The sequence below is a fragment of the Amycolatopsis sp. H20-H5 genome (assembly GCF_035828755.1).
GTDB lineage: Bacteria > Actinomycetota > Actinomycetes > Mycobacteriales > Pseudonocardiaceae > Amycolatopsis.
This window is the reverse complement of record NZ_JAYMZS010000036.1, coordinates 1-22,984: the sequence shown is the minus strand read 5'-3', so window position 1 is coordinate 22,984 and position 22,984 is coordinate 1. Positions and strand designations below refer to the sequence as shown.

General features: G+C 66.0%; 26 protein-coding genes and 1 pseudogene. 21 read left to right on the top strand and 6 right to left on the bottom strand.

Going from position 1 to position 22,984, the window contains the following annotated elements; all coding sequences use genetic code 11:
• The 10 genes and pseudogenes from QMK34_RS20875 (at position 1) to QMK34_RS20835 (ending at position 10,234) form a co-directional block, all read left to right on the top strand.
• On the top strand, positions 1–1,275 hold the full coding sequence (locus QMK34_RS20875; RefSeq protein ID WP_326415833.1) for an MFS transporter: 1,275 nt from the start codon (positions 1–3) through the stop codon (positions 1,273–1,275).
• Between the two features lie 41 nt (positions 1,276–1,316).
• Positions 1,317–1,535, top strand: coding sequence for an MbtH family protein (locus tag QMK34_RS20870; RefSeq protein ID WP_326415832.1), 219 nt, complete (start codon positions 1,317–1,319; stop codon positions 1,533–1,535).
• 100 nt (positions 1,536–1,635) lie between these two features.
• Positions 1,636–2,532: an LLM class flavin-dependent oxidoreductase gene (locus QMK34_RS20865; RefSeq protein WP_326415831.1), complete on the top strand. Its 897-nt coding sequence runs from the start codon at positions 1,636–1,638 to the stop codon at positions 2,530–2,532.
• Between the two features lie 91 nt (positions 2,533–2,623).
• Entirely contained in the window at positions 2,624–3,979 is a 1,356-nt protein-coding gene (locus QMK34_RS20860) for a DUF6002 family protein (RefSeq protein WP_326415830.1), read from the top strand.
• Between the two features lie 31 nt (positions 3,980–4,010).
• Positions 4,011–4,490, top strand: coding sequence for an aspartate 1-decarboxylase (panD, locus tag QMK34_RS20855; RefSeq protein ID WP_326415884.1), 480 nt, complete (start codon positions 4,011–4,013; stop codon positions 4,488–4,490).
• Positions 4,491–4,624: 134 nt separating this feature from the next.
• The gene (locus tag QMK34_RS20850) at positions 4,625–5,041 is read left to right on the top strand and encodes a cobalamin B12-binding domain-containing protein (protein ID WP_326415829.1); all 417 of its coding nucleotides are present in this window, start codon (positions 4,625–4,627) and stop codon (positions 5,039–5,041) included.
• The gene (locus tag QMK34_RS20845; RefSeq protein ID WP_326415828.1) at positions 5,038–6,381 is read left to right on the top strand and encodes a methylaspartate mutase; all 1,344 of its coding nucleotides are present in this window, start codon (positions 5,038–5,040) and stop codon (positions 6,379–6,381) included. The genes QMK34_RS20850 and QMK34_RS20845 overlap by 4 nt, the downstream gene beginning before the upstream one ends.
• 44 nt (positions 6,382–6,425) lie before the next feature.
• Positions 6,426–6,563 (top strand): annotated as a pseudogene (locus tag QMK34_RS47885) (transposase); the annotation flags it as partial.
• Positions 6,564–6,864: 301 nt separating this feature from the next.
• Complete coding sequence (locus QMK34_RS20840) at positions 6,865–7,944, top strand: nucleoside hydrolase (protein WP_326415827.1); 1,080 nt, start codon at positions 6,865–6,867, stop codon at positions 7,942–7,944.
• A gap of 496 nt (positions 7,945–8,440) precedes the next feature.
• Entirely contained in the window at positions 8,441–10,234 is a 1,794-nt protein-coding gene (locus QMK34_RS20835; RefSeq protein WP_326415826.1) for an IS481 family transposase, read from the top strand.
• A gap of 83 nt (positions 10,235–10,317) precedes the next feature.
• Here the strand turns inward: QMK34_RS20835 and QMK34_RS20830 are convergent, their stop codons facing one another.
• The gene (locus tag QMK34_RS20830) at positions 10,318–11,124 is read right to left on the bottom strand and encodes a methyltransferase domain-containing protein (protein WP_326415824.1); all 807 of its coding nucleotides are present in this window, start codon (positions 11,122–11,124) and stop codon (positions 10,318–10,320) included.
• Positions 11,125–11,467: 343 nt separating this feature from the next.
• Here QMK34_RS20830 and QMK34_RS20825 point away from each other — a divergent pair, with 343 nt between their 5' ends.
• From QMK34_RS20825 to QMK34_RS20805, 5 genes are all read left to right on the top strand, one after another.
• Positions 11,468–11,737: a hypothetical protein gene (locus QMK34_RS20825; protein ID WP_326415823.1), complete on the top strand. Its 270-nt coding sequence runs from the start codon at positions 11,468–11,470 to the stop codon at positions 11,735–11,737.
• Positions 11,730–12,704, top strand: a complete 975-nt coding sequence (locus QMK34_RS20820; protein ID WP_326415822.1) for a hypothetical protein — start codon at positions 11,730–11,732, stop codon at positions 12,702–12,704. The genes QMK34_RS20825 and QMK34_RS20820 overlap by 8 nt, the downstream gene beginning before the upstream one ends.
• A 4-nt stretch (positions 12,705–12,708) precedes the next feature.
• Positions 12,709–13,866 carry a methyltransferase domain-containing protein gene (locus QMK34_RS20815; protein ID WP_326415821.1) on the top strand — a complete coding sequence of 386 codons (1,158 nt, stop codon included), beginning with the start codon at positions 12,709–12,711 and terminating at the stop codon, positions 13,864–13,866.
• 180 nt (positions 13,867–14,046) lie between these two features.
• Positions 14,047–14,418 (top strand): hypothetical protein, encoded by a 372-nt coding sequence (locus tag QMK34_RS20810; RefSeq protein ID WP_326415820.1) that lies wholly within the window; start codon positions 14,047–14,049, stop codon positions 14,416–14,418.
• Between the two features lie 1,277 nt (positions 14,419–15,695).
• Positions 15,696–15,965: a hypothetical protein gene (locus QMK34_RS20805; protein WP_326415819.1), complete on the top strand. Its 270-nt coding sequence runs from the start codon at positions 15,696–15,698 to the stop codon at positions 15,963–15,965.
• Here QMK34_RS20805 and QMK34_RS20800 read toward each other — a convergent pair.
• Both QMK34_RS20800 and QMK34_RS20795 read right to left on the bottom strand, forming a co-directional pair.
• Complete coding sequence (locus tag QMK34_RS20800; protein ID WP_326415818.1) at positions 15,962–16,300, bottom strand: DUF6247 family protein; 339 nt, start codon at positions 16,298–16,300, stop codon at positions 15,962–15,964. The genes QMK34_RS20805 and QMK34_RS20800 overlap by 4 nt on opposite strands.
• A gap of 86 nt (positions 16,301–16,386) precedes the next feature.
• Positions 16,387–17,199, bottom strand: coding sequence for a hypothetical protein (locus QMK34_RS20795; protein ID WP_326415817.1), 813 nt, complete (start codon positions 17,197–17,199; stop codon positions 16,387–16,389).
• A 122-nt stretch (positions 17,200–17,321) separates the two neighbouring features.
• Here QMK34_RS20795 and QMK34_RS20790 point away from each other — a divergent pair, with 122 nt between their 5' ends.
• The 3 genes from QMK34_RS20790 to QMK34_RS20780 all read left to right on the top strand — a co-directional run bounded on the left by QMK34_RS20790 (position 17,322) and on the right by QMK34_RS20780 (position 18,105).
• A complete protein-coding gene (locus tag QMK34_RS20790; protein WP_326415816.1) occupies positions 17,322–17,543 on the top strand; it encodes a hypothetical protein in 222 nt (73 codons plus the stop codon).
• A 76-nt stretch (positions 17,544–17,619) separates the two neighbouring features.
• Positions 17,620–17,754 (top strand): hypothetical protein, encoded by a 135-nt coding sequence (locus tag QMK34_RS20785; RefSeq protein ID WP_326415815.1) that lies wholly within the window; start codon positions 17,620–17,622, stop codon positions 17,752–17,754.
• Between the two features lie 165 nt (positions 17,755–17,919).
• A complete protein-coding gene (locus QMK34_RS20780) occupies positions 17,920–18,105 on the top strand; it encodes a hypothetical protein (RefSeq protein ID WP_326415814.1) in 186 nt (61 codons plus the stop codon).
• 110 nt (positions 18,106–18,215) lie between these two features.
• Here the strand turns inward: QMK34_RS20780 and QMK34_RS20775 are convergent, their stop codons facing one another.
• On the bottom strand, positions 18,216–19,835 hold the full coding sequence (locus QMK34_RS20775) for an ABC-F family ATP-binding cassette domain-containing protein (RefSeq protein ID WP_326415813.1): 1,620 nt from the start codon (positions 19,833–19,835) through the stop codon (positions 18,216–18,218).
• A 541-nt stretch (positions 19,836–20,376) separates the two neighbouring features.
• On the opposite strand from QMK34_RS20775, the gene QMK34_RS20770 reads away from it, so the two are divergent.
• Positions 20,377–20,847: a GNAT family N-acetyltransferase gene (locus QMK34_RS20770; protein ID WP_326415812.1), complete on the top strand. Its 471-nt coding sequence runs from the start codon at positions 20,377–20,379 to the stop codon at positions 20,845–20,847.
• Positions 20,848–20,911: 64 nt separating this feature from the next.
• On the opposite strand, the gene QMK34_RS20765 is transcribed toward QMK34_RS20770, so the two are convergent.
• Positions 20,912–21,319 (bottom strand): transposase family protein, encoded by a 408-nt coding sequence (locus QMK34_RS20765; protein WP_326415883.1) that lies wholly within the window; start codon positions 21,317–21,319, stop codon positions 20,912–20,914.
• A gap of 15 nt (positions 21,320–21,334) precedes the next feature.
• Positions 21,335–21,664, bottom strand: coding sequence for a transposase family protein (locus QMK34_RS20760; RefSeq protein ID WP_326415811.1), 330 nt, complete (start codon positions 21,662–21,664; stop codon positions 21,335–21,337).
• 226 nt (positions 21,665–21,890) lie between these two features.
• On the opposite strand from QMK34_RS20760, the gene QMK34_RS20755 reads away from it, so the two are divergent.
• Positions 21,891–22,196, top strand: coding sequence for a tyrosine-type recombinase/integrase (locus QMK34_RS20755; RefSeq protein ID WP_326415810.1), 306 nt, complete (start codon positions 21,891–21,893; stop codon positions 22,194–22,196).
• Positions 22,197–22,325: 129 nt separating this feature from the next.
• Positions 22,326–22,571: a hypothetical protein gene (locus QMK34_RS20750; protein WP_326415808.1), complete on the top strand. Its 246-nt coding sequence runs from the start codon at positions 22,326–22,328 to the stop codon at positions 22,569–22,571.
• Positions 22,572–22,984: the final 413 nt, after the last annotated feature.

Below are 22,984 nucleotides of genomic sequence, written 5' to 3'. Positions count from 1 at the left end.
GTGCGCGCAAAGGAACAGGACAACGCCAAGGTGAGACTGGGCGGTAGCTTCCACCGGCTCTTCGGTGCCACGCTCGTGTCGGCCACCGGCACCGGCATGCACGCGGCCGCATTGCCCCTGCTGGTCCTCCAGATCACCAGCAGCCCGCTGGCGCTGAGCCTTGTCGTGGTGGCTGTCGAGATTCCCTGGGTGCTGGTTTCGCTGTACGCCGGTGTGGTGGTAGATCGACTGGACCGCCGGCGGGTGATGGTGTGGGCGGACGTCGGCCGGTTCGGGATCCTGATCGTTCTGGTGGTCCTGATCCTGACTTCGTCGGTGAACCTAGCGTGGCTGGCGCTCACCGCATTCGGCTTGGGCGTCGGGCAGGTCTTCTTCGACCTCGCTGCCCAGTCGGCCGTTCCCGACTTCGTGTCACGGGATCCACGGCACCTGTCGGCGGCGAACGGGCGGATCGCCGCAGCCGAAACCAACGGTGAGGACTTCGCGGGGCCACCGCTGGGCTCCGCGTTGTTCGCCGTGTGGCACGTCCTGCCGTTCGCGGGCAACGCCCTGTCCTTCGCGGCCAGCGGTGTGCTGATCAGGTCGATCCGCCCAGACGCCACGGCCGAGGCGACGTCCGACGCTCCACGCAAGAGCGCGCGGGCGGAAATCGCCGAGGGTATCCGATGGCTGCTCGGGAACCGCGCCCTCAAGGCACTGGCCATGATGACCTGCCTCAGCAACGTGGTCGCCTCGGCACAGTTCGCGATGCTGGCGCTGCTGGCCAAGCAGGTTCTCGGACTTCCGGACGTCGGGTTCGGCTTATTGCTGACCGCCACCGCAGTGGGGGCAACGGTCGGCGGGCTGGCGTCCTCGGCCGTCAGCAAGCGATTCGGCCCCGGCACGGTATTGCTCTCGGGAAAGGCCGGCGTAGGTGTGGCCGTTCTGGTGCTGGGACTCGTTGCCAATCCGTGGGTTGCAGCACTCATGATGATGGCGACCGGTGCGCTGGTGACTGCGCAGAACGTCGTGGTCAGTACACTCCGCCAGCAGATCGTGCCCCGCCGCCTCTTGGGAAGGGTGCTCTCGTCGAGTAGAATGGTGGTGATGATCGGGGGTCCGATCGGCGCGGCCCTCGCTGGCGTTCTCGCCCACGCGTTCGGTGTCCAGATCTCGTACGTGGCCGGAGGGGTTTTCCTCCTCCTGGTCGTGCTGGTTTTCTACCCTAGACTGAACAACCGCGCGCTGGCCGATGCCATGGACGAATCCGTCGTGCGGGCGGGCGAATCCGGATAGTCCGCCGCATTTGCGGACAGCTGGTCAACGGAAAGGGAGATATGATCAATCCTTTCGATGATCCTGATGGTCGATTCCTCGTACTGGTGAACCACGAACAGCAGTACTCGCTGTGGCCCAGCTTCGCCGAGATCCCCGGCGGTTGGTCCGTCGAGCTCCCGGAGACTGATCGGCAAACCTGCCTCGACCACATCGAAAGCCATTGGACGGATATGAGGCCGCGGAGTCTCGTCGAAAAGATGGGCGCCCCTCCCCGCTGACGAAGACGGACCACAACGCTGGCCGCAGCCGCGAACCCGGCGCAACCCACAACGCACCCATTGGGCGGACATGACGACTCGAGTGCGGCTGGGAGCCGTCGTGCTCCCCGAGTACCCGTGGCCGGAGACCAGACGCATCTGGATCGGTCTCGAGCAACTGGGCCTCGATCACGGCTGGACCTTTGACCACCACTCGTGGCGGACCCTGCGGGACGGGCCCTGGTACGACGCCGTGGCCACCCTGAGCGCGGTCGCCGGCAGCACTAGCCGGATGAGGCTGGGCACCATGGTGTCGACGCCGAACTTCCGCCACCCGGCCGTCCTCGCCAAACACGTCATGACCATCGACGAGTTGTCCGGCGGCCGGTTCGTTCTCGGCGTCGGTGCGGGCGCGCCTGGGCCGGACACTCTCGTGCTCGGCGGTGCGGAACTGTACGGACGCGAGCGCGCCGGCCGTTTCGCCGAGTTCGTAGAGCTTTCCGATCTGCTGTTGAGAAACCGGAGGACGACCTACACCGGGCGGCACTTCACCACCGTCGACGCGCACATGGTGCCCGGCTGCGTGCAATTTCCCCGTGTTCCCCTCGCCGTGGCCGCTGCCGGTCCACTGGCGTTGTCAGTTGCCGCCCGGTATGCTGATACCTGGGTCACCATCGGCGGAACACATACGCCCGGGACTCAGCCGGAACGCGAGAGCTGGCAATTACTCGAGAAGCAACTCCGCGGTTTGATCGACGCTTGCCAACACCACGGACGTGATCCGGGCGAAGTCGACCGGCTGGTGAACGTGAGTCGAATAGTGACCGAGCCGTATTCGTCGGAGAATCGTTTCGTCGACATCGTCGGCCGGTGCCGCGAACTCGGTTTCACGGACGTGGTCGTGAACTACCCGCGACCGGAAGGCGTCTTCGCCGGAACCGAGGCGGCCTTCGAGAGTTCGGTATTGGCCGCTTCAGAGGCATTCAACTGTCCACCCGTCGCATCAGAATCAGCATGACGAACTGAGCAACGTCGCCCCGTCAAGTTGCTGTCCTCGTTGGGCTGACTGCTCAGGCCTGGTTTCGCCTGTTGAGGGAGTCGATTTAAGAATGTTGCCCCCCGGTTTGCCGACCAGCAGTGCGAGCGGCGTCGTGCACAACGCGCTCGCCAGGTACCACGAACACATCCGGGCCGCGGCTCGCGCTGTGCTCGCCATGCGCAGTGACGACCTCGCGATCCCGCTGGAACCGGCCGAAACGTTCCCGGAACTTACTGCGGTCACCGACATCGGGCTCGAGCAGATCGATCAGCGCACGTACCTGCTCGACCTGATGCGCAATCCGGGTGCCCGGACGACCAAGACGATGGCCTCGCTGCTGATGGTTTCCCGCGCGATCAGCCACATCCGGCGGACAGGGGAGCGGGTGCTGGTCCTCACTCCCACTTCGGGCAACAAGGGCACCGCCCTTCGTGACGCGATCGCCCGCGCCTACGCGACCGGTCTCACAACCCCGCAGCAACTGCGTATGGCGATGGTCGTCCCCGAACAGTCGCGAGCGAAACTGCGCGCCTGCCCGCTGACGGACGACACGAGCCTGCACTCGGCCAATCCGGTGGCCGTCGCAGAAGTCCGCGACCCGGCCGACGTAAAGGAGCTGTGCGCGAGCGTGGCAGCGTCCGAGTCGCAGAACCTTCTGGATACCAAGGGGTTCCGTATCTGGTACACGCTGGACTTGGACAACTACCGCATCGCCGACTCGGCGCGGGCCTTCGCCGAAGCCGAGTTGCTGCCGATCGGCGCGGACTCCGGACCTCGGCTGCACGCCCACGCCGTGTCCAGCGCGTACGGCCTTCTCGGTTACCAGCTCGGTGTGCGAGTGCTGGCCGATGGCGCGGGCGGCTTGACCGCGCCCGCCCGGCACGCCGGCCTGTTCCTGGTGCAGCAACTGGCCACGCCCGACATGGTCACCAGCCTGCTGGGGACGAAGGTCCCGGAATACGAGTACGACCCGACAACGGGATATTGGCGGCAGGAAAGCCTGCCCGAATTTCCCGCCACGACGGACGATCCCGCTGAAACAATCGACGCCACATTTTACACCAAGGCGCCGGCGACCTCTATACAGATCAATCGGATCGTCGCTCAGCACGGTGGGGGTGGCGTCGTCGTTTCGAAGCGGGAATGCCTCGAACGATTCGAGACGGTGCGAGGCCTGGCGATGAACGCCGGTATAGCCATCGACCCGAACCCGGAGCGGATCCGCGAATGGTCGTTGGTCAAGGTGCTGACCGGGGTGCTGGTCGCCAGGGAACGGGGTCTCGTGGCCCAGCACACCGACGTAGTCGTGCACGCTTCGGGGTACTACACAGACGACCTGGTTCCACCGCTCCGCGATGAGCACATTACCAGGGTGCGAACCGCCGCTGACGTCGCCACGCTGATCTGGGCGGCGGCATCCGCATGACCCCGACAACGAAGAGGAAGCGGGAACCGTGATCTTCCGGAACATGCTGAGGTCCAAGATCCACCGTGCCACTGTGACCCAGTGCGATCTGAACTACGTCGGCTCGCTCACCATCGACCTCGACCTCATGGACGCGGCCGACCTGCTGCCCGGTGAACTCGTGCACGTAGTCGACATCAACAACGGAAACCGTCTGGAAACGTACGTGATCGAAGGCCCACGCGGCTCGGGCGTGATCGGCGTGAACGGCGCGGCGGCCCGTTTGGTGCATAGCGGCGACCTGGTCATCATCATAGCTTACGCCGCAGTACTCGACGAACAGGCAAAGGACCTCCGGCCTCGAGTGATCTTTGTGGACGAACGCAATCAGGTGGTCGATGCGGACCAGCGGCTCGCTCACGCGCCTGGCGGTCATGGCCTACGCCCGGGAAATTTGGCAGCAAACACGCACCCGCAGCCGGCTGGTCACGAACCCATTGCGCGAGCTCAGTGCGAGGGCGGCCGCAGGTGAATCCCTCGAAGCGAACAGGCACCAGCGTTGCGAGTGGCGTGGTCTCGGGCTCCCGAGCCTGGCGTTCCGGCGGGGCCGCTGCGGATTCCGCGAGAGCGCCTGCCCCGGATGGCTCTATATCGCCGGGTCTGCGCGTGGTCGTCACCAGCACTGCCTCGGACTCGCACACCTGGAACCTGATCTACCTACAGCTACTCCTGGAGGAGCTCGGAAACCGCGTGATCAACTTCGGCTCTTGCGTGCCGGATCAGGCGCTGGTTGACGGATGCCGTGCGCTGCGTCCGGATCTGATCGTGATGAGCAGCGTAAACGGGCATGGAGTTCAGGACGGCATCCGTGCAGTCTCGCTGATCAGGAGCGTGCCCGAACTGACGTCAACCCCAGCCGTGATTGGTGGCAAGCTCGGAGTGACCGGCCCGGACGGCGGAGAAAGCGCGCGGCTGCTGGCGGCTGCGGGGTTCGATGCCGTGTTCCATGATGGCGATGACATCGCCGTCTTTCGTGCCTTCCTCGACACGCTGCCCGCGCCCCGGGGGGAACTGCGTAGGTGAACGAGCAAGCAGGCCGCGAGCTGGCCGATCGAGCCGGATCCGATGACAGCTTCGGCTCGTTCGTCCAGAAGGCACAAGCGCGTGGACAGTTGGTAGTCCAGCCCCGAATGGGATTCAGCGATCCGTCGGCAATGCGGGCTGGGTTGATTGCGACCCGGTATGCGGCAGCGACCACCGTGGGCACGATCACACTGGATAGCTACACCCGCACCAACCAGCACGCGGCCGTGCGAGCCGGTCTGGCCGACGGGACGCCGCTCAACGGATACCCCATCACCACGTTCGCAGCGGACACGACGCGTTGCCTGCTCGATGGTGTACAAGCCTCCGACTTTCCAATCCAGGTGCGGCACGGGTCCGCAGCGCCCCAGCGGATCTTCGCTGCACTGGCGCACGCGGGTCTAGCCGCGAGCGAGGGTGGCCCGGTTTCTTACTGCCTGCCGTACGGCTCGATCCCGCTGCGAGAGTCGGTGCGAAACTGGGAGGAGAGTTGCGCCCTCATTTCCGACTTGCGCACTGTCGGGATCGAACCCCATCTGGAATCGTTCGGCGGCTGCATGATGGGGCAGCTCTGCCCGCCGAGTCTGCTGGTCGCCCTCAGCGTCATCGAGGCACTGTTCTTTCGCCAGCACGGGGTGCACAGCGTCTCCCTGAGCTATGCGCAGCAGACCCACCCGGGGCAGGACGAGGAGGCCGTGGCGGCACTTCGGCGGCTCGCGGGGGAACTGCTCGGCTCCACTGGCTGGCACGTCGTGGTCTATGAGTACATGGGGGTGTATCCGAAAACGCCCGCAGGGAGCATGTTGCTGGGCGAGGCGGCCGCTCGGCTCGCCATCCGGACCGGAGCCGCCAGGCTCGTGGTGAAGACCGTTGCGGAGGCCGTGCGCCTGCCCACCATTGACGAGAACGTTGCGGCGCTGGAGCGCGCGAGCGCGGCAGCGGACGACGAGCGAAGGCAACACGCCCCCCTCACCACACACGGTCCGGTCGACAGCCAAACGTACGCAGAGGCCAAGGCTCTAGTCACGGCTACACTGCGGCTTTCCCAGGACGTCGGCCAGGCGCTCGTTCAGGCGTTCGCGCAAGGGCTACTGGACCTACCTTTCTGCCTTCATGCCGACAATGCGGGCCGGGCCCGCAGCTACGTGGCCCCCTCTGGACGATTGAGCTGGAGCGATATCGGGGCCATGCCTCTGCGCGGTTTGGCTGAGGTCAACTACGACGGCGAGCTGACCTCCGCAAGTCTGCTCGACGCATTGAGCCACGTCTCGCGAAGCTTCGACGAACGAGCGCTGGAGCAGCCGGGCCAGCGATGGGGGGTCTGCCCAGGGTTTGGTTGACAACTCACCTGTGAGGCTGCGGCCTCGCCTGGAAGGATGTCACCGTGCCCAAGCCCCTACCCCGTGAGTTTCGTGACGATGTCGTGGCCGTGGTCCGTCGCGACGAGGCCACGTTGAAGCAGGTCGCGACGGATTTCGGGATCTCCGAGTCGTGTCTGGCCAACTGGTTGCGCGCCGCGGACGTCGCTTCACGGAAAGCGCTACGGGGCCGCCGCCGCGGGGGAGTACGGCGATGTTTTGTTTCAACTTTCGCTGAAACACGCCCAGTGATGGCACAGTCTGGTGGGCAATGTCAGCAGGGGAGCAGAGGACATGCGGTGGAGGACAGCGACGGTTGTTGCAGACAGTACTGCTCCTGGGGGGCGGTACTGACAGGGTGCGGAGCCGCACCACAACCGGGATCGGGGAAGTAGGCGGCAGCTGGCCTCCACCGCCGATGGGGCTGTCCTCGTTGTACACGAAATATCGACAATGGTGAGTCTGATGAAGAATGTTGCGAACGTCAGGACAGTGCTGGTGGCAGTCCTCATCACCACCGGATCAGCGGTCGCTCCCGCGTTCGGACAGGGCAACGCCGCGCCGGCGCACCCGAATCCGGTTGTTTACGACTCGGACATGGATTTCGATGACTCGGCCACGCTGGCCTACCTCTGTGAGGAGCACAAGCGGGGCCTGGTCGATTTGCTGGCGGTCACCGTGGACAACAACGGCATGGGCAAGCCGGGAAGGGCGCTCCAGCACGCCCACAGTGTGCTGAACGAATGCGGACTGCCGAACGTACCGGTGGCCGACGGATCGAACACGATCGTGCATCCGGCTCCGGCGTCCACGGTTCAGCACATCGAAACAATACTGACGGCCGCCTTGGGTGACGGATCGGTGCCGCCGACGGTCCCGTCCTCGTCGAGCGCGGCTCAGCTGATCACCCGGACGATCGCGGCAACCCCGGCCAAGGTCACGGTGCTGGCCACCGGGCCGCTGAGTAACCTCGCCACCGCCCTGCGCGACGCTGGACGCACGGGCAGGAACAGGCTGGCTGACCGGATCCGGGGCCTGTACGTGATGGGCGGCGCGATCTCGGTGCGGGGCAACCTTTTCGGGAGGGCACTGGACGGGTTCGACAACTCGCAGGAATTCAACATGTGGCTTGATCCCACCTCGGCGAAGATGGTGTTTCACGCCATGCCTTCGGGAGTCACGCACCTCGTGCCGCTCGACGCGACCAACGACGTTCCCATCACGCCTTCCTTCATCGACAAACTGGGCGCCGATCAGCAAACGGTGACCGCGCGGCTGGTGTATCGGATCATGACCCAGCCGGCGATGACCAAGAACATCACGGCCGGCTACTACTCCTGGTGGGACGCGCTCGCGGCACTTTCGGCGCTGCGAAACAACACGGGAATAGCCCACTTCCAGAGCCGGCAGATCACTGTCGTTCGTGGAGGAGTCCAGTCCGGTCGTACCGAACTATCGCCGTCGGGAGCCTGCACGCTGGTCGCGCTGGCCGCAGACCAGGGGTTGTTTGAGCGAATCTTTCTCAACGCGCTCAACGGTCGGTGAGGTGCTCGTCCCGGCTACCGACAAGCCCGCGAATAGGAGCCTGCCTCTCAGCGCACCTGCTGCACTCGTCGCTTCCGCATCGAAACCACGGCGTGGATCAAGGGCGAACGGTCAACTGACTCCTTGTACTGGAACGAGAGGCCGGGCCGTGATCAGCCTGAGCAGGCTCCATCGGCTCGTGTGCGGCAGGCGACAGCGTCATTGCCGGCATCCGGACCGTGGGGGGTCGATGGTGTTCGACCAAGCCCGCGCGTTCGTGCGGGCCGGGTGGTCCCCGTCGTTCAACGGCAAACGCCGGAGGCATGCACAACGACCCAAGCTACGTCGGCACCCGCAGAGATCCTGCGCCGGCACGAGAGCGACCTCAATCAGTCCTACCGCTGGATGCTGATGTGTGTGGTCTCGCAAGATCCTTGACGTTTCGTTCTCGCAGGATGGTTGACAACCCAGCCATTAGTTGATCTTGTTCGTTCCTCAGGTACGAGACGGGGAACGAGTGGGCGAGAACGACGCGTGGAAGGCCGAGCAGCGCTACCGGGCGGTGCTGGAGGTTGCCGATGGGGCGCCGGTGAGCGAGGTGGCAGCGCGCTACGGGGTGTCCCGGCAGACGATCTACACGTGGAGAGGCCGATACACCGAACACGGCGTGGCCGGCCTCCAGGAAGGTTCTCGCCGACCCCATCGGACACCGCACCGGGTGGAACCCGAGCTGGAAGCATTGATCTGTGAGGTGCGCCGCCAGCACCCACGCTGGGGCGCGCGGCGAATACGCTACGAGCTCGGGCGGCGCCAGGTCGAGCGTGTTCCCTCACGCGCGGCCGTGCACCGCGTCCTGTCCCGCAACGGTCTGATCGCGCCCCAAGACCAGGAACACAAGCGTAAATACAAGCGGTGGCAACGAGAAGCGCCCATGCAACTGTGGCAGATGGACCTCGTCGGCGGCGTGTTCCTCGCCGATGGACGCGAGTGCAAGATGGTCACCGGCATCGACGACCACTCCCGCTACATTGTGATCGCCGCGGTCGTCGTGATCCCGACCGGAAGGGCCGTTGTCGAAGCGTTCGTCGCGGCGATGCGTCGCTACGGCGTCCCCTCAGAAGTGCTGACAGACAACGGGAAACAGTTCACAGGGCGTTTCACCCGCCCCTACCCGGCCGAGGTGTTGTTCGAACGGATCTGCCGCGAGAACGGCATCAGCCAACGGCTGACCAAACGCCGATCGCCCACCACCACAGGCAAGATCGAAAGATTCCACAAGACTCTGCGCGAAGAACTGCTCGACGATGTCGAGTCGTTCGAGAGCCTCGATGCCGCCCAGGATGCGATTTCCGCGTGGGTGCACGAGTACAACCACAGCCGACCGCACCAGTCGCTCGACATGGCCACGCCGGCAAGCCTGTTCAGGCCAAGCAAACCGAAGCCGCTCACCGTCCCTTCGATGGCGCTCGAGCCCGCGAACGCCGCCACCGCCACCGACACCGAATTCTACGTGGCTGCAGCGCTGATCCAGGACCCGCCGGCCACCGGGGCGCCCGCCGCGGTCGAAGCCGAGTTCCGAGTCCCGCCAAGCGGTCACTTCGCCATCGCCGGAGGCCAGGAACTTTGGCTAGGCCCGGCCTACTCGGGCCGCACCGTCATGATCTGGGCGGACGACCGCAGCATCCACGTCAGCCTCGACGGGCACCACATCAAGACCGTCAGCTCCCGCCTGCACGAAGAACATCTGCGCTACCTGCTGATGAAGGGCGGCCGGCCAGCCGGGCCCGCACCTGCCGCACCCGCGCTACCGCGCACCAGCACAGGCCGGACCCGGCTGCCCGAGAACACCGCGATCGAGGTGGACCGCGTCATCGGCCGAGATGGAGTCATCAACTTCAAAAGCGAACAGTTCCCGATCGGCACCAGCCTCGCCGGACAGCGCGTGTCAGTCCGGCTGGACGGTCACCTGATGCACGTGATCGCGAACAACAGCCTGGTCAAGACCTTGCCCTACCCGATCACGCTGGAGAAACGGCTCGCCCTTACCGGTGCACGCCAGGCCACCAGCCCGCTGCCACCGGCCCCGCCGCAGCAGGCACCGCAAGCCGAACGACGCGTTCCCAAGGACGGGATCGTGATGGTCGCCCGGCAACGCCTCCGCGTCGGCGCCACCCACGCAGGCAAGATCGTCACCGTCGTCGTCGAAGACACCCACTTCCGAGTTCTCCACGGCGAGCAGGAGCTCTCCCTGCACCCACGAGACCCGAACCGCCCGATTGCCCGCATGAAGCCCTACGCACGACGCCGATAAGCGCAACTGAGGTCAAGCATGCTGAGACGACAAACTGTCAAGGATCTTGCGAGACCACACACGTCAATGCCTGACCGGAGCCGTTAGTGTGGCTGGTGAGCGAGGACTGCGAACGTCGTCACGGACATGTGCAACGTCTGCTCTTCTGCGCCGGTTCGGAGATCAGCAAGAAACCGGTCCCGCTGGCTGCTGCTGACCCGGCCCTCGCGTACGGCGACCTCGGCGAGCATCGTCACGAACGGCCAGTTTAAGGTCGCGTGGTCGTGAATGATTGCCTGCGAGCCGACGTCGTCGATCTGTAGGCCGGCCGCGGCGAGCTGGCCGCTCAGCTTCCGACCTGCGCGCGGATTCGCCGCAGCAGCCAGGGGCGAGCGAGTCACTGCCTCCGCCACCGCGGTTTCACCGGGATGCAGGATCGCGGTGCCCCAGTCAGTGTCCAACAGTGCGACCCGGCCACCCGGGCGCAGGATGCGGGCGATTTCCGTCGCCGCTTGATCCGGCTCGGCGAGGTACTGGAAGACGCGTTCGCACCACACGACGTCGGCGCTGCCGTCATCGAACGGCAGCGCTAGCGCATCACCGTGGACGAATCGGGCCGCGCCAGAGCGCCGCGTGGCGACGTCGCGCAGGCCGTCGTTGGGCTCGACGCCGATCGCTTCACCTCCGGGCCGAACGGCCGTCGCCAGTACGTGAGTCTCCGAACCGGTGCCTGCTCCGATATCAACGGCCCGCTCGCCGGGCCCCGCGAGCAGGCCGCTGTGTGCCCACTCGCGCAGACGTTGAACTCCGGTGTTCTTCGCGTACAGATCGAGCATCGCGACGAGTTCAGCGGTCTTGGTCGGGTCTATGTTGTCGGTTTGGAACGCCGAGCTGGGGCGTGTTTCTCCCATGCAGGAACGGTAGCCAGCTGGTCGCTGGTGCTCCCAGGGGGATGGTGCAGGGTGGCGTGGTCGCACGCAAGCCGTGACCCACACCAGGTCACGAGCTCGGCGCCGAGTACCTCCCGCCAACCTGCAAGGCTCCCGGGGCCTCACGCTTCATGGGCGGTTCACCCACCGGGATCTGCGGCCGAGCGCCACGGAGTGCCCGCCGAGAGCGAGCCGTAGCCGCGTCCGCGCCGTCGCGACCGGCAAGTTCGCTCGGTCGGATCTTGCCCCGGCCGTTAGGGCCCCAGCAGGGTTGACAGGGGACAGGACCCGCCACCGCACAACCAACCAGGAGGTCGAGATCAGCATGCCCCTGTTCGACATCGCAGCCGGGGAAGCCGGTGACCCGCTGATGCCGACGGCTGGGCGGTTCCCGGTCAACGTCGGCACCCGGCCGCTCAGCGAGGAGAATCCCAGCATCGTCCGGCCGTTCATCCTGCGCAGCGTGCGGGCACGCCGGATCACGGTGGTGCCGGAGGCCAAGCACCGCACCACGGCCCACGACACGTTCCACGCGCGCAACTGCAACGAGGACGGCAAGCTCGTCGACGACTCCTACACCACCCCAGATGACTGAGTACCGAGATCCGCTGGTCCTGTTGCTGGGCATCCGAGAGGACTACGCGGCCGCCGCGGTCGGGCGCGAGCTCGATACCCGTGGAGTCCGCTGGAACACGGTCAACATCGGTGACTTCCCGCTCACCATGTCCGTCGGCGCCGCGTTGACCCCGGACGCCGCTGGCTGGCGGGGTGTCCTGCGCACCGCTGAGAACGAGGTGCCGCTGCACGAGGTGACCGCGGTCTACTACGGCAAGCCGACCGAGCCGGTGATGCCGGGCGGGCTGTCCGGCCCGGAGCTGCGGTTCAGCCGGGCGCAGGCCAGGGTCGGGCGCGGCGGTGTGCTGGCGAGTCTGCCGGTCCGCTGGTTCTCGCACCCTTCGGCGCTGGCCGACGCCGCGTACAAGCCGCGGCAGCTGGCTGTGCTGAAGCAGGCCGGGCTGGCCGTCCCGCCGACACTGGTCACCAACGATGCCGACGCGGTGCGGGGTTTCGCGAAGGAGTTCGGGGAGCTGATCGTGAAGCCGCTCGCCGAGCCGGTGGTGTACGAGTCCGGTGGCGAGGCGCTCGTCTACACCCGCCGCCTCGGCCACGAGGAACTCGATGCACTGGATGGCGTCGAGGTGACAGCGCACCTGTTCCAACAGTGGCAACCGAAGCGGTGCGAGGTGCGGGTCACCGCGGTCGGCGACCGGCTGTTTCCGGTGGCGATCCATGCCGGTAGCGAGAAGTCGCAGATAGATTGGCGTTCGGACTACGACGCCCTGACCTACGAGGTGATCGACGTCCCCGACGATATTCGGGCGGGGATCGCCCATTACCTGGAGGCGGCGGGGCTGGCGTTCAGCGCGTTCGACTTCGTCGTCCGCCAGGACGGGTCGTGGTGTGCCCTCGAAGCCAACGCGGTTGCCGCCTGGGGCTGGCTGGCCGAAGAATGCGACTTGCCGATCGCCGCGGCGATCGCCGACGCCCTGACCAAGGAGTAGACCCGTGGACTTGCCGGACACCGCCAACTGGGAATCTCGGGCGGCCGCCCTCGCCGACGAGCTGGCCGCCGCAGGTGTCCTGCGGGACCCGGCCTGGCGCGACGCGTTCGCCGCGACGCCCCGTCACCTGTTCGTCCCGCGCATCCTCGACGGCGCGGCGGCGCTGGAGGCCGGTGATCCGGGCTGGCTGGACGCTGTCTACACCGACGAGGCGCTGGCCACTCAGACCCGGCCCGCCGGTGACGACCCGACCGGACGGGAGATCGCCAGCTCGTCGTCGAGCAAGCCCACCGTCATGGCAGTGATGCTGGAACGGCTGGCCGCCGAACCCGGGCACCGGGTTCTGGAGATCGGCACGGGCACCGGCTACAACGCCGCCCTGCTCTCCCAGCGCCTCGGCGCGGACAACGTCTACTCCCTCGACCTCGACCCCGAACTGGTCGCCGCCGCCCACGGACACCTCACCGCTGCCGGCTACAGCCCGCACCTGGCCGCGGGCGATGGCAGCCAGGGCTGGCCGGGTGAGATGGTGTTCGACCGGATCATCGCCACCTGCGCGATCACCGCGATCCCACCGGCGTGGATCGATCAGCTCGCCGACGGCGGCCGGATCGTCGCCCCGCTCGACGCCGGGGCCGCCGGGCCGTTGCTCGTGCTCGACAAGACCGCCGGTGACGAGGTCACCGGCCGTATCGACCCGTTTCCCGTGCTGTTCATGCCGATGCGCGCCGACGTCACCAGCCCATTCGGCCCCGGCCAGGAGCCACCCACGGCCACCACCGCGATGCCGCACTACGGCACCACCGCCCTCGCCCCTGCCACGCTCCTGGATCGGCCGGAGCTGGCGCTGTTCCTCTGGTTGCACGCCCCAGGCGTGCGACTGGCCGGCAGCCTCGAGCACGGCGTCCTGGCCGTCGAACGCGGTCCCGCGCGCGCCGAGGTCGACCTGGCCCCTGTGGCCGAGGGTACGTGGGCGGTCCGGCAGTCCGGTCCCTACCGGCTGTGGGACACCATCGAGCACGCCGTCGCCTCGTTCGACGCCCTCGACCGGCCCGACGCCACCCGGCTCGGTGTGACCGCGCTGAACATCCCCGGCAAGCAGTTCGTCTGGCTCGACGACCCCGACAGCGATCACTGCTGGCCACTGAGCACCAGCCTCTGAGCAGGAAACTCCACGCTGCGGCGCTGGAAACCGCTGGTGCCGGGCGCCGCTGAGCGCGACAAGGAATCCGTTCGTGCCGGGCGTGGCAGTCACCGAGGTCGCAGCCCGGTGGCCAGGGGGACAACGGTGGCGGCCGGGTCCGTGAGCGCGTTCGGAGCTGGTTGCTTTGAGCGTGAGCTGTTGGACGACACGGACGAGCGCCGGGACGTCTGTCCGCAACCGGGCCAGCTCGGCGTTCTTGCCGGCGATTGTCTTCTTCAAGGCGGCGATAGTTGTGCGCAGTTGCTGCTCGACCTCGGCCACCCCGCCGTGCTGGGTGACGCGTTGGTAGAACTCCGCCTTCAGGTCGGTGTGTCGCTGGGTCAGTGCATTACGCGGAACTCCTGCCTCCAGCGCGAGGGCAACAACGGTTCGCGCTCCATTGGACCGTTCCGGTGCCCCGGTCAAGATGCGGTCCATAGCGGCGCGGATGCGGTCACGTTCATCGAGAGCGGGCGTCATCCGGCGTCCTCGGTAATTGTGACGCGGGTCCGGTCGTGGGTCTCGGCGTAGCCGCGGAGCCGGTCCGCGCTGGCGCGCAGCCGGTCTCCGATCGGTTGGGGGACATAGGATCGTCATTGTCCAGGGCGTTCGCGCGTTCGCGGAGCTGGGCGGCATGCTGGTCGGTGCGGACGATGTTGGCGCAGCCGGGGACGCAGTGGTCCAGGCTTGGGATGTCCTTGACGCCGGCGCGGTGACAGACGGCGGTAGCACGCTTGTAGTGGCAGAGCAGCAGGGCATGCGGGTTGTCGTAGATCATCGCGTCCTCGTTGACCAGCAAAGCGTCTGGCTGTCGTAGCAGTCATGATCATGCTGGCGAAGCGTGGCGCTGTGGCGGCGGCCTTGATCGCGCGACGGGCCGCAGGACCTGACACGCCGCGACCTGCTTGGAGGTCGTCATGAACGTCGGCGACGGTGTCGGCGACCGCTCGGATGGTTTCGATGTCAATGAGCTCGTGGATTCCGCCGCGACCGCGCGATAATGGTGACGAGCCGGAGATCGCGGTGCGCAGGTGTCCGTCCTGGATGGCCAGGGCAACCAAGCCGTTGGGACGGCGGGCGGTATGCCAGGCCAGGGATCTGCGGAAGCGCACGGTGCTTATCTTTCCGAGCGGGTCGGGTGGGACCGTCTCGCCAGTCAGCCCATGGACGGCTGCTTCCGCGTTCGCCCACTGCACAAACGCTGGGGGGTACTGGTGTCGGGCTGGGTAGCGAGGTGAGCCAAGGCCCGGCCCAGCTCAGTACGTGGCGCGGTGGACGCTCGATGGCCGCGAACGAGGCGGGCATCTCGGTGAAGCGCCAGCGATCGATGTAGCCGAGCGGTTCCTCGTCGGCGCGCGGGCGGCGCGGTCGCGGTCAACGGGGGAGTGGTCGGCGGCGGGAGTCTGCAGGTGCAGCACCCCCCACCGCCGACGACTCTTCCGGTTCGAGCCGTGGGACGTCGATTCCTGGGTCGGACCACCGCCCGCGCTCAGCTGAGCCCACGCGACGACACGCCGCAGACCTGGCGGGCTGCTGGGAACCCCGTCGTGGCTGGTGAAACCAGCCCGCCGATGCGGCGATGGTCGGGCCCGGACGCACGGTCTAAACGGTGGTACTTGTCCACGGCGTGGAAGTCGCCGATTTCCGCCTATCCGCGGTTCACCGCCCCCTGCTCGCCGCTGTGCTGGTCTCTGCTTGGCTGAGCTGATGACTGACGACACTGCTGGTTCGGGAAAGCCGCCGCGGCCGCGGGCCCGCACACATCCGGACCGCGAACAGCGCACGCCCTGTCTCATACGATCATGCGCATGCCGACGTCCGGAACCGGTGATCCCCGGTACACCGCCTACGCCTCGGCGCAGGCGTACTACACCGCCTATCCGGACGCGGCGATGCCGCTGAACACCAACGCCCGCAACGTGTTGCGCTCGTTCACCTACGCCGGTCGCTGGGGTCCGCCGTTCCAGGGCACGAGCGCGATGACGTCGAGCAGCTCGGCGAACGCGGGTAGGACATCGATGGGAAGCGCGGCGACCTGCGCGAGTACGTTGTCGTCGGGGACGATGCTGTACACCTAGCGGCCCAGCCGCTCCCCGATGAGCGCGTGCAGGTCTTCCACCGGGACGGCGCCGGGGTGCTGCCCGGTCTGCAGGATCTGCTCGGCCTTGGCCAGCAGGCGGAAGTGTGCGCCGGGGTCGCGTTGCTCGGCGGCCGCGATGCCGCGCCATTTCAGCAGCAGCTGGTAGATCCCGGTGAGGTTCATGGAGGCCTTGGCCTGGTCGAGGGCGTGTGCCCACTCGACATCGAATTCTTCGGCCAGTCGCGGGGACAGCGCGCGCCGGATCGCCCCCGGGTCCGCGTCAGGGGGGACTGTCGGGGCGCCGCGCGCTGTCGACTCAGCGGGCGAGGCCATGCGCTCAGGGTACCGAGCCGGACCGACAATCCGCGCCACCGTGCGACAACCGATGGAGAACCCGTGCACGGCCGCCAGCCCGAAGGTCAGGACAGAAGTGCCCGTTCGAGGATGCGGAGCACGGCGTGCGTGGTGGCCAGGGGCTGCTCGGCTATCGTGTCGAGCTCGGCGAGCCAGCCCCGAGGGACGACGTCCGGCCGCTGCTGTAGCGCCTTTTTGACCGTGGATAGCTGGCCGACGTTGCGCACCCAGTGATCGACGGTCGCCATGTCCGTCTCGACGGCGGCCGCGGCCATGAGGTAGATCGCCAGGAGACGCCGCGCCTGCGTGATCAACAAGGGGTCACCGGGGATCCACCGCGGTTCGCGCGTGTCCGGATCCGGGTCTGGGACGAATGCGGCGGCACGGCGCTCGGCACCGTTCGGGGTCAGGCAGTCGGCTGACACCGTTTCGCCGAGCAGCCGTGGAACCGCGGGGCGCCGGGTCGGCCAGGTCCGCGTGCCGCCTGCCCGGCGATACCGCTGTTGCTGGGCGTTAGCGGACCGGTCGAGCTCGGCGCCGAGCGCGTCCCAGGTCACGCCTTGGTTTTTCAGGTGTTCGATGAGCTCGCGTTCGATCTTGTCGAGGTGCTCCCGAGCGTCCGGCACCAGACGAAGCGCCGCGACGACGTCCTTGTCTGGCACGGCGTCGTCGCTGGGCACGCCGGGAACCGCGAGGATCGAGCCCCGCGGTCGGTAGAGCGCCGCGAGCACGTGTCCGGCGAATTCGTAGGGCGTGACCCGGGCAGCCGGAAATCCTTCCTCCGTGATCCGGGGGACGTACCTGGACAGCTGGCGCGCGATGCGGTCGCGCTCGGCATCGTTGATCGACGTGACGTCTTTGTGCTCGGAAGGCGACATGATTACCAATGTACCCGTTGCTAATCGGATTCACAACGTGCGTTGGTAAGTCCGGCCGGAAGCGACTCCCTGCGTCGTCGCCTTCAGGCTGGTCCTTGGTGTTCGCGGTACTGGTGTGCGGAGTGTATAACGACGTATTCGATCTGGATCAGGTCGCGCGGTTCCACAGCGTGCGGGTGCTGGCACATCTGCGGCATCCCGGCCGTGCTCTACACCGACCACGGCTGCCGCCACACCGGGTGTTCGTGGAAACCCACGCCGGGTCGGCCGCGGTGCTGTTCGCGAAGACCCCGTTCCCGGTCGAGGTGATCAACGATCTCGATGGCGAGGTCACCTACTTCTGACCGTCACGAAGTCGCCTTTCGGTCGGCGGGTTCACCGGGGCGGGTGCACGACCGCTTAGCACGTACCCCGTTCATCATGGCCGCGATCTACGTCGACGGTCGGCCGCCACGCGACCACGAACGCGACGAGGCTCAGCCGAAGCAGCGGGGGTTGCTGTCAGCACAGCAGCTCGTCCGCCAACAGCTCCAGCTCCTCTCGGCCTGGACCTAGCCCTTCTGCCGGAACACCGCCGCCCGCCAGCCTTGACGAGGGCCGGCATGGCGTTAGCCAGTGGAGACTCAGCAGAGGAGTGCCAGCCGTCTTACGCTGGGCGAGCGGTGGCCCCACGTCCACACCGGACAGATCTCTGTCCTGGCCACCGCCGGGTGTAGGGAGGTGCGGCATGGCACGCGCAGCACGCGGTGCGCCGCGGAAGCCGGTCGCCAAGTTTCGGCGGCCGGGATCAAGACCGCCCTGCTCGTGACCGCCGCGGCCGGGGTGCTCGCCGCAGTGGCCGCACTCTGCTCGCGGGCCACCCGTCGGGGCGGTGCGGCCGAGTCAGCCTGCTCGCCGCCTGACTGACGAGTCCGCGAGTGCCGCGTGCGGAGCCTCGTCGACCCTGCCGGTGGTGCCTTTGGCCGGCGCATTGTTCAAGCGATCCGGACTCCTGCTCCACGGCGATCCGCGGCTGGTCAAGGAGTGCGCTCGACCCGACGCTCGTCCCAGACGGGCTTGGCGGTTTCCCGGACCACGCCATCGGCGCCGAAGACCAGGTACCGGGCGAAGGCGCGGGTGAACCAGCGGTCATGGGTGACGGCCAGAACAGTGCCGTCATAGGACTCCAAGCCCTCTTGCAGCGCCTCGGCGCTCTCCAGATCCAGGTTGTCCGTCGGCTCGTCCAAGAGGAGAGCGGTGGTGCCCGCCAGTTCGAGCAGAAGAATCTGAAGGCGCGCTTGCTGGCCGCCGGAAAGCTTGTCGAAAGGCTGCTCAGCCTGACGTTCCATCTCGTATCGGCGTAACAGCGACATGGCCTTGCCCCGGTCACGAGCGTGGTCAGCCCAGAGAATGTCCAGTAAGGTGCGGCCCATTAGTTCAGGGTGGGCGTGGGTCTGGGCGAAGTGCCCAGGTACGACCCGAGCGCCCAACTTCCAGCTACCGGTGTGGGCGACGTCCTCGCCCGCGAGCAGGCGCAGAAAGTGAGACTTGCCCGAGCCGTTGGCACCCAGGACTGCTACCCGCTGGCCGTAGAAGACCTCCAGGTCGAAGGGCTTCATCAGACCGGTCAGCTCCAGGTTGGTGCAGGTCAGGGCTCGCATCCCGGTCCGGCCACCTTTCAAGCGCATGGTGATTTCCTGCTTCCGTGGCGGCTCCGGCGGTGGGCCAGCCTCCTCGAATTTGCGCAACCGTGTCTGCGCCGCGGAATAGCGGGAGGCCATATCGGGGCTGCGGGCGGCGTACTGGCGTAGGTCGGCGACGAGCTTGCGCAGCTGGACGTGCTTCTCGTCCCAGCGTCTACGTAGTTCGTCGTAGCGAGCAAAGCGTTCTTGCCGCGCAGAGTGGAAGGTAGCGAAGCCGCCTCCGTGTATCCAAGCGTCCGCCCCGGCCACGCTCGGTTCGACGCTGACAATCTTCTGCGCGGCCTGGGTGAGCAACTCGCGGTCGTGACTGACGAACAGCACCGTCTTGGCCGTCTCGGCGAGCTTGCCCTCCAGCCACCGCTTCCCAGGCACGTCCAGGTAATTGTCCGGCTCGTCTAGCAACAGAACATCCTCGGCGCCGCGGAACAGCGACTCCAGCACCAGCCGCTTCTGCTCGCCGCCGGAGAGGGTCCGTACCTCACGCCACTTAGCGGTGTCGTAGGGCATACCCATTGCAGCCATGGTGCACATGTCCCACAAGGTCTCCGCCTCGTAGCCACCCGTCTCGCCCCAGTCGGCAAGCGCCTGGGCGTAGGCCATCTGAGCGGCCTCGGTGTCAGCCTCGATCATGGCTAGCTCGGCGGTGTCCAGCGCCCGCGCCGCAGCGGCCACACGAGGCTGGGCGACGGCGATAAGCATGTCGCGGACGGTGCTGTTATCGCGGGCTGACCCGACAAACTGCGGCATGACGCCAAGTCCGCCGCTACGGGTGACCGTTCCGCCGTGTGGGGTCAGTTCGCCCGATAGCAGGCGCAGCAGCGTCGTCTTGCCCACTCCGTTCGCCCCGACCAAGGCCGCGACCGCACCCTCGCCGACGCGGAAGGAAAGATCGCCGAGCAACGCCCGCCCGTCAGGCAGATAGTACTCAACGTGCGCAGCCTCAAGATGCCCCATTGTCTGCCTCCACCATGATAAGCGCCGGTTCCCAGCACCCCAGTCCCCTCAGCGCGGGTAGCCACAACACCAGAGTCACAACGGGTACGACAGCTACAGTACGAGCCCATCCCCGGCGCCGAACCGTCGACTAGCTTTCGCCGCATCTACATCGCCGGTGTGCGGAGCAAAGCGCGGTGAAGCAATGACTGTCCGAACGTACCACCGGCATACGGAGTCTCCGCGTGCACTGGGGTTGTCGTGCCATCCAAGTGGGTGATCGCCCAGGTGAAGGTTCACTCGGGATGGGATCTGGTCGTGGACTTGTCTGGTGCTGTCCAGGTCAGGGCGTCGACAGGATGGACGTCCACCGGGCGCTCGCCGTCGAACAGGAGGAGCCTGAGCATTCTCGCCGACCGGCGCTGCGGCGGTGCAGTTGAGCCGGCTGCGCCATCTGTTTGGTTTTCATCCCGTCGTGCTGGCCGGAAATTCCTCCAGCGTGAGCGTTGATGCGCCGTGACCCTTGAGGGGTATTGCCGCTCCGGTGTGGGAGGCTGGGCAGGTGCCTGTAACCCTCCGCCCCCTGGACGCCCAACGCTTCCCTGCCTGGCTTGAGCGCAGTCGAGCCGAGTACGCCAAGGACCTCGTTGCTTTGGGGCAAACGTCTGTGGACGCTCGCCAGCATGCGGACGAGAGCATAGCTCGTTCCTTCCCGTCCGGTGCACCGATGCCGGGGCACGAGGTCTTCGACGTGGTCGATGATGCCGGGGTAAGCGTCGGCTATCTCTGGATCGGGCCAGATACGAGCAGCAACGCTGGTGCCTGGTGGATCTGGGACATCGTGATCGATGCCGACAAGCGTGGTCAGGGCTTCGGGCGAAGGGCCATGGTCCTTGGCGAGGAATACGCCCGGGCCCATGGCGCTCACACTCTGGGTCTCAGCGTCTTCGGGTTCAACAAGGGCGCGCGCGGCCTTTACGAGTCGCTTGGTTACGAGACGACCTCGGTGAAGATGCTCAAGAAGATCGGCTGATGTAGCGGCGGATCATACTGCCCTGTTCTGTCGGTCGTACACGGCCGAGTACATGGAGGGCTATTCAGGCGGTTGCGTAGAAGTGTAGGGCGATTGCCGCTGAAATGGTTTCCGAGAAGGTCTCAATGGGTCGCCGGTAGTCGGTGTGCATGATCCTCCAAGTTTTGAAGTTGGCGATGACCTGCTCGATGATGTAGCGAATCTTGTTGATCTGGGTGTTGAATTCCTTCTCCCAGTCCAGGAGCTTTCGGTGCTTCGGTTTCTTGATCGGCGTGAGCATGTGATTGCCTACGTATCCCTTGTCTCCCATCCAATTCTCGGGACTCAGCGTCAGAAGCACCCCGGATTCCTTCAGGCAGTACGTGTCGTGCCGGCGTCCTTCGATGGGGTCGGAGATCCACGCGAGTCGCCCGTCGAGGGTACATGCGATCTGCACGTTCATTCCCGTGGTCTTGTGTTTTCCTGAGTACAGCCCCGGGTGATCGGCCTATGACCAGCACTGCAGCAAGGTTCCGTCCACGATGTACTGCGTCTGATCGTCCAGTTCGTCCGCTGTCGGAACGAACTTCTTGAGCACACCTTCTATTAACCGCGTCATTCTGGTGACCGCACGACTGATGGTGGACTGAGATACTTCGTACGTTTCCGCCAGTTTGACCTGAACCCGATTACGCCGCATGTAAGTCAGCGCAATCACCGCTGACTTAAACAGACCCAGGCTTGGCGGCCAATTGCGCTGCGTGCCCGCGGTGTCCATATCGACCAGTGTGCACAGGTCGGTGATCTGCTCGATGGTAAGGCCAGTGGTATGATACATGATTAGGCGGTCTGTTTTTCGTGAGAGCTGAGTGTGGTAACCCAATTCTCTCAACAAGCGGGCCGCTGTTTATGTCGACACGCCGGGGACGCGCAATCTCATGCACTGTGAATAAGCCTCATGGTCGAGGCGGCGCATCGTGTGATCGATACCGGCCGCACGATTGCCGAAGAATTGTCGAAACAGGTATGGGTGTGAGTTGCGACACGCCCTGAGGCTCGACGGGGTGATTGTCTCGATTTCAACTGGCGACGACAGCATCTCCTCGTCCCTGTCGATTATGGAAGGGGACCGTAGCGACCGAGGCCGTGCCTCCGCCGGTGATCTCCCGCGAGCCGCGACCGCGGCCGGCCTGAGCCACATCCATCCGCACCAATTGCGGCATACCCTTGCCACACTAGCGATCAACCGCGGGATGAGCTTGGAAGCCATCGCCGCGCTGCTCGGTCACCACAGTCTCGACATGACCTTGCGCTACGCGAACCCTCAGGAATTGCATCAAACGGGCGAGAAGTCGCAGGTCGCCTGCTGAGCGTGGCTCGGCAATGTGAGCAGGAAGTCGGCTCGACACGCCGATCGACCTGCATGACTTGCCAGATGATCCCGTTAGATGCATGATCCTCGCCTCAAACGGTCGCATTGACGGGGGCTGGAGGCAGGAATGGGACGGGGTGATCTCGCGGGTGCTGCGCGCCTGGAGCTCGTCTCCGGCGTGGTGCAGTTGCGGCCCGAGGACGCCATGGTCGAGGCGATGCTGAAAGGCTGGCGGGCGCAGCAGACAGCGCGAGGTCTGCAGGAAGACACGATCGTGCCGCGGGAGCGTTTGGTGCGCCGATTCGTCGCGTTCACCAACGAGTATCCGTGGGGCTGGGCCCGGCGCATGTGGATGAGTGGACACAGCCGCTGACCGGTGAGAAGCACCTGGTGCCGTCGACAATTCGGGGCTACCAAACGGATCTGTGACTGGTCAGTGAATACCTCTGCGACGGACGCTACGGCTGGGGGCCGCGTGCGAGCAAGAGTTCGGGCAAGGTGCCCACCCGGTGCCAGTGGAACACCATCGCTCATCTCAACGACTACGAGGGCAATCCTGAGGCTCGCCCGTTCACTCGGCACGAGTTGCAGCGGTTCCTGGATTACGCCGACGACCAAGACGAGACACCCTCAACCAGATCAAAACACAGACAGACCACTAGGGCGTGTCCCGTGGATCTTGATCTTTGGATGCGATAGACCGTTTTTGTGCTTGATCGACACGATTTAACCGAGGAGGAGTGGGCCCGGCTGGAACCGTTGCTGCCGGATCAGACTCCGCGGCGG

Coding starts and splice junctions, on each gene's coding strand:
- QMK34_RS20870 (WP_326415832.1), top strand. CDS start 1,317: ATGATCAATCCTTTCGATGATCCTGATGGTCGATTCCTCGTACTGGTG.
- QMK34_RS20785 (WP_326415815.1), top strand. CDS start 17,620: ATGGCCGCGATCTACGTCGACGGTCGGCCGCCACGCGACCACGAACGC.
- QMK34_RS20840 (WP_326415827.1), top strand. CDS start 6,865: ATGAAGAATGTTGCGAACGTCAGGACAGTGCTGGTGGCAGTCCTCATC.
- QMK34_RS20825 (WP_326415823.1), top strand. CDS start 11,468: ATGCCCCTGTTCGACATCGCAGCCGGGGAAGCCGGTGACCCGCTGATG.
- QMK34_RS20750 (WP_326415808.1), top strand. CDS start 22,326: ATGGGACGGGGTGATCTCGCGGGTGCTGCGCGCCTGGAGCTCGTCTCC.
- QMK34_RS20820 (WP_326415822.1), top strand. CDS start 11,730: ATGACTGAGTACCGAGATCCGCTGGTCCTGTTGCTGGGCATCCGAGAG.
- QMK34_RS20795 (WP_326415817.1), bottom strand. CDS start 17,199: ATGTCGCCTTCCGAGCACAAAGACGTCACGTCGATCAACGATGCCGAG.
- QMK34_RS20800 (WP_326415818.1), bottom strand. CDS start 16,300: ATGGCCTCGCCCGCTGAGTCGACAGCGCGCGGCGCCCCGACAGTCCCC.
- QMK34_RS20830 (WP_326415824.1), bottom strand. CDS start 11,124: ATGGGAGAAACACGCCCCAGCTCGGCGTTCCAAACCGACAACATAGAC.
- QMK34_RS20760 (WP_326415811.1), bottom strand. CDS start 21,664: ATGTATCATACCACTGGCCTTACCATCGAGCAGATCACCGACCTGTGC.
- QMK34_RS20860 (WP_326415830.1), top strand. CDS start 2,624: ATGTTGCCCCCCGGTTTGCCGACCAGCAGTGCGAGCGGCGTCGTGCAC.
- QMK34_RS20805 (WP_326415819.1), top strand. CDS start 15,696: ATGCCGACGTCCGGAACCGGTGATCCCCGGTACACCGCCTACGCCTCG.
- QMK34_RS20775 (WP_326415813.1), bottom strand. CDS start 19,835: ATGGGGCATCTTGAGGCTGCGCACGTTGAGTACTATCTGCCTGACGGG.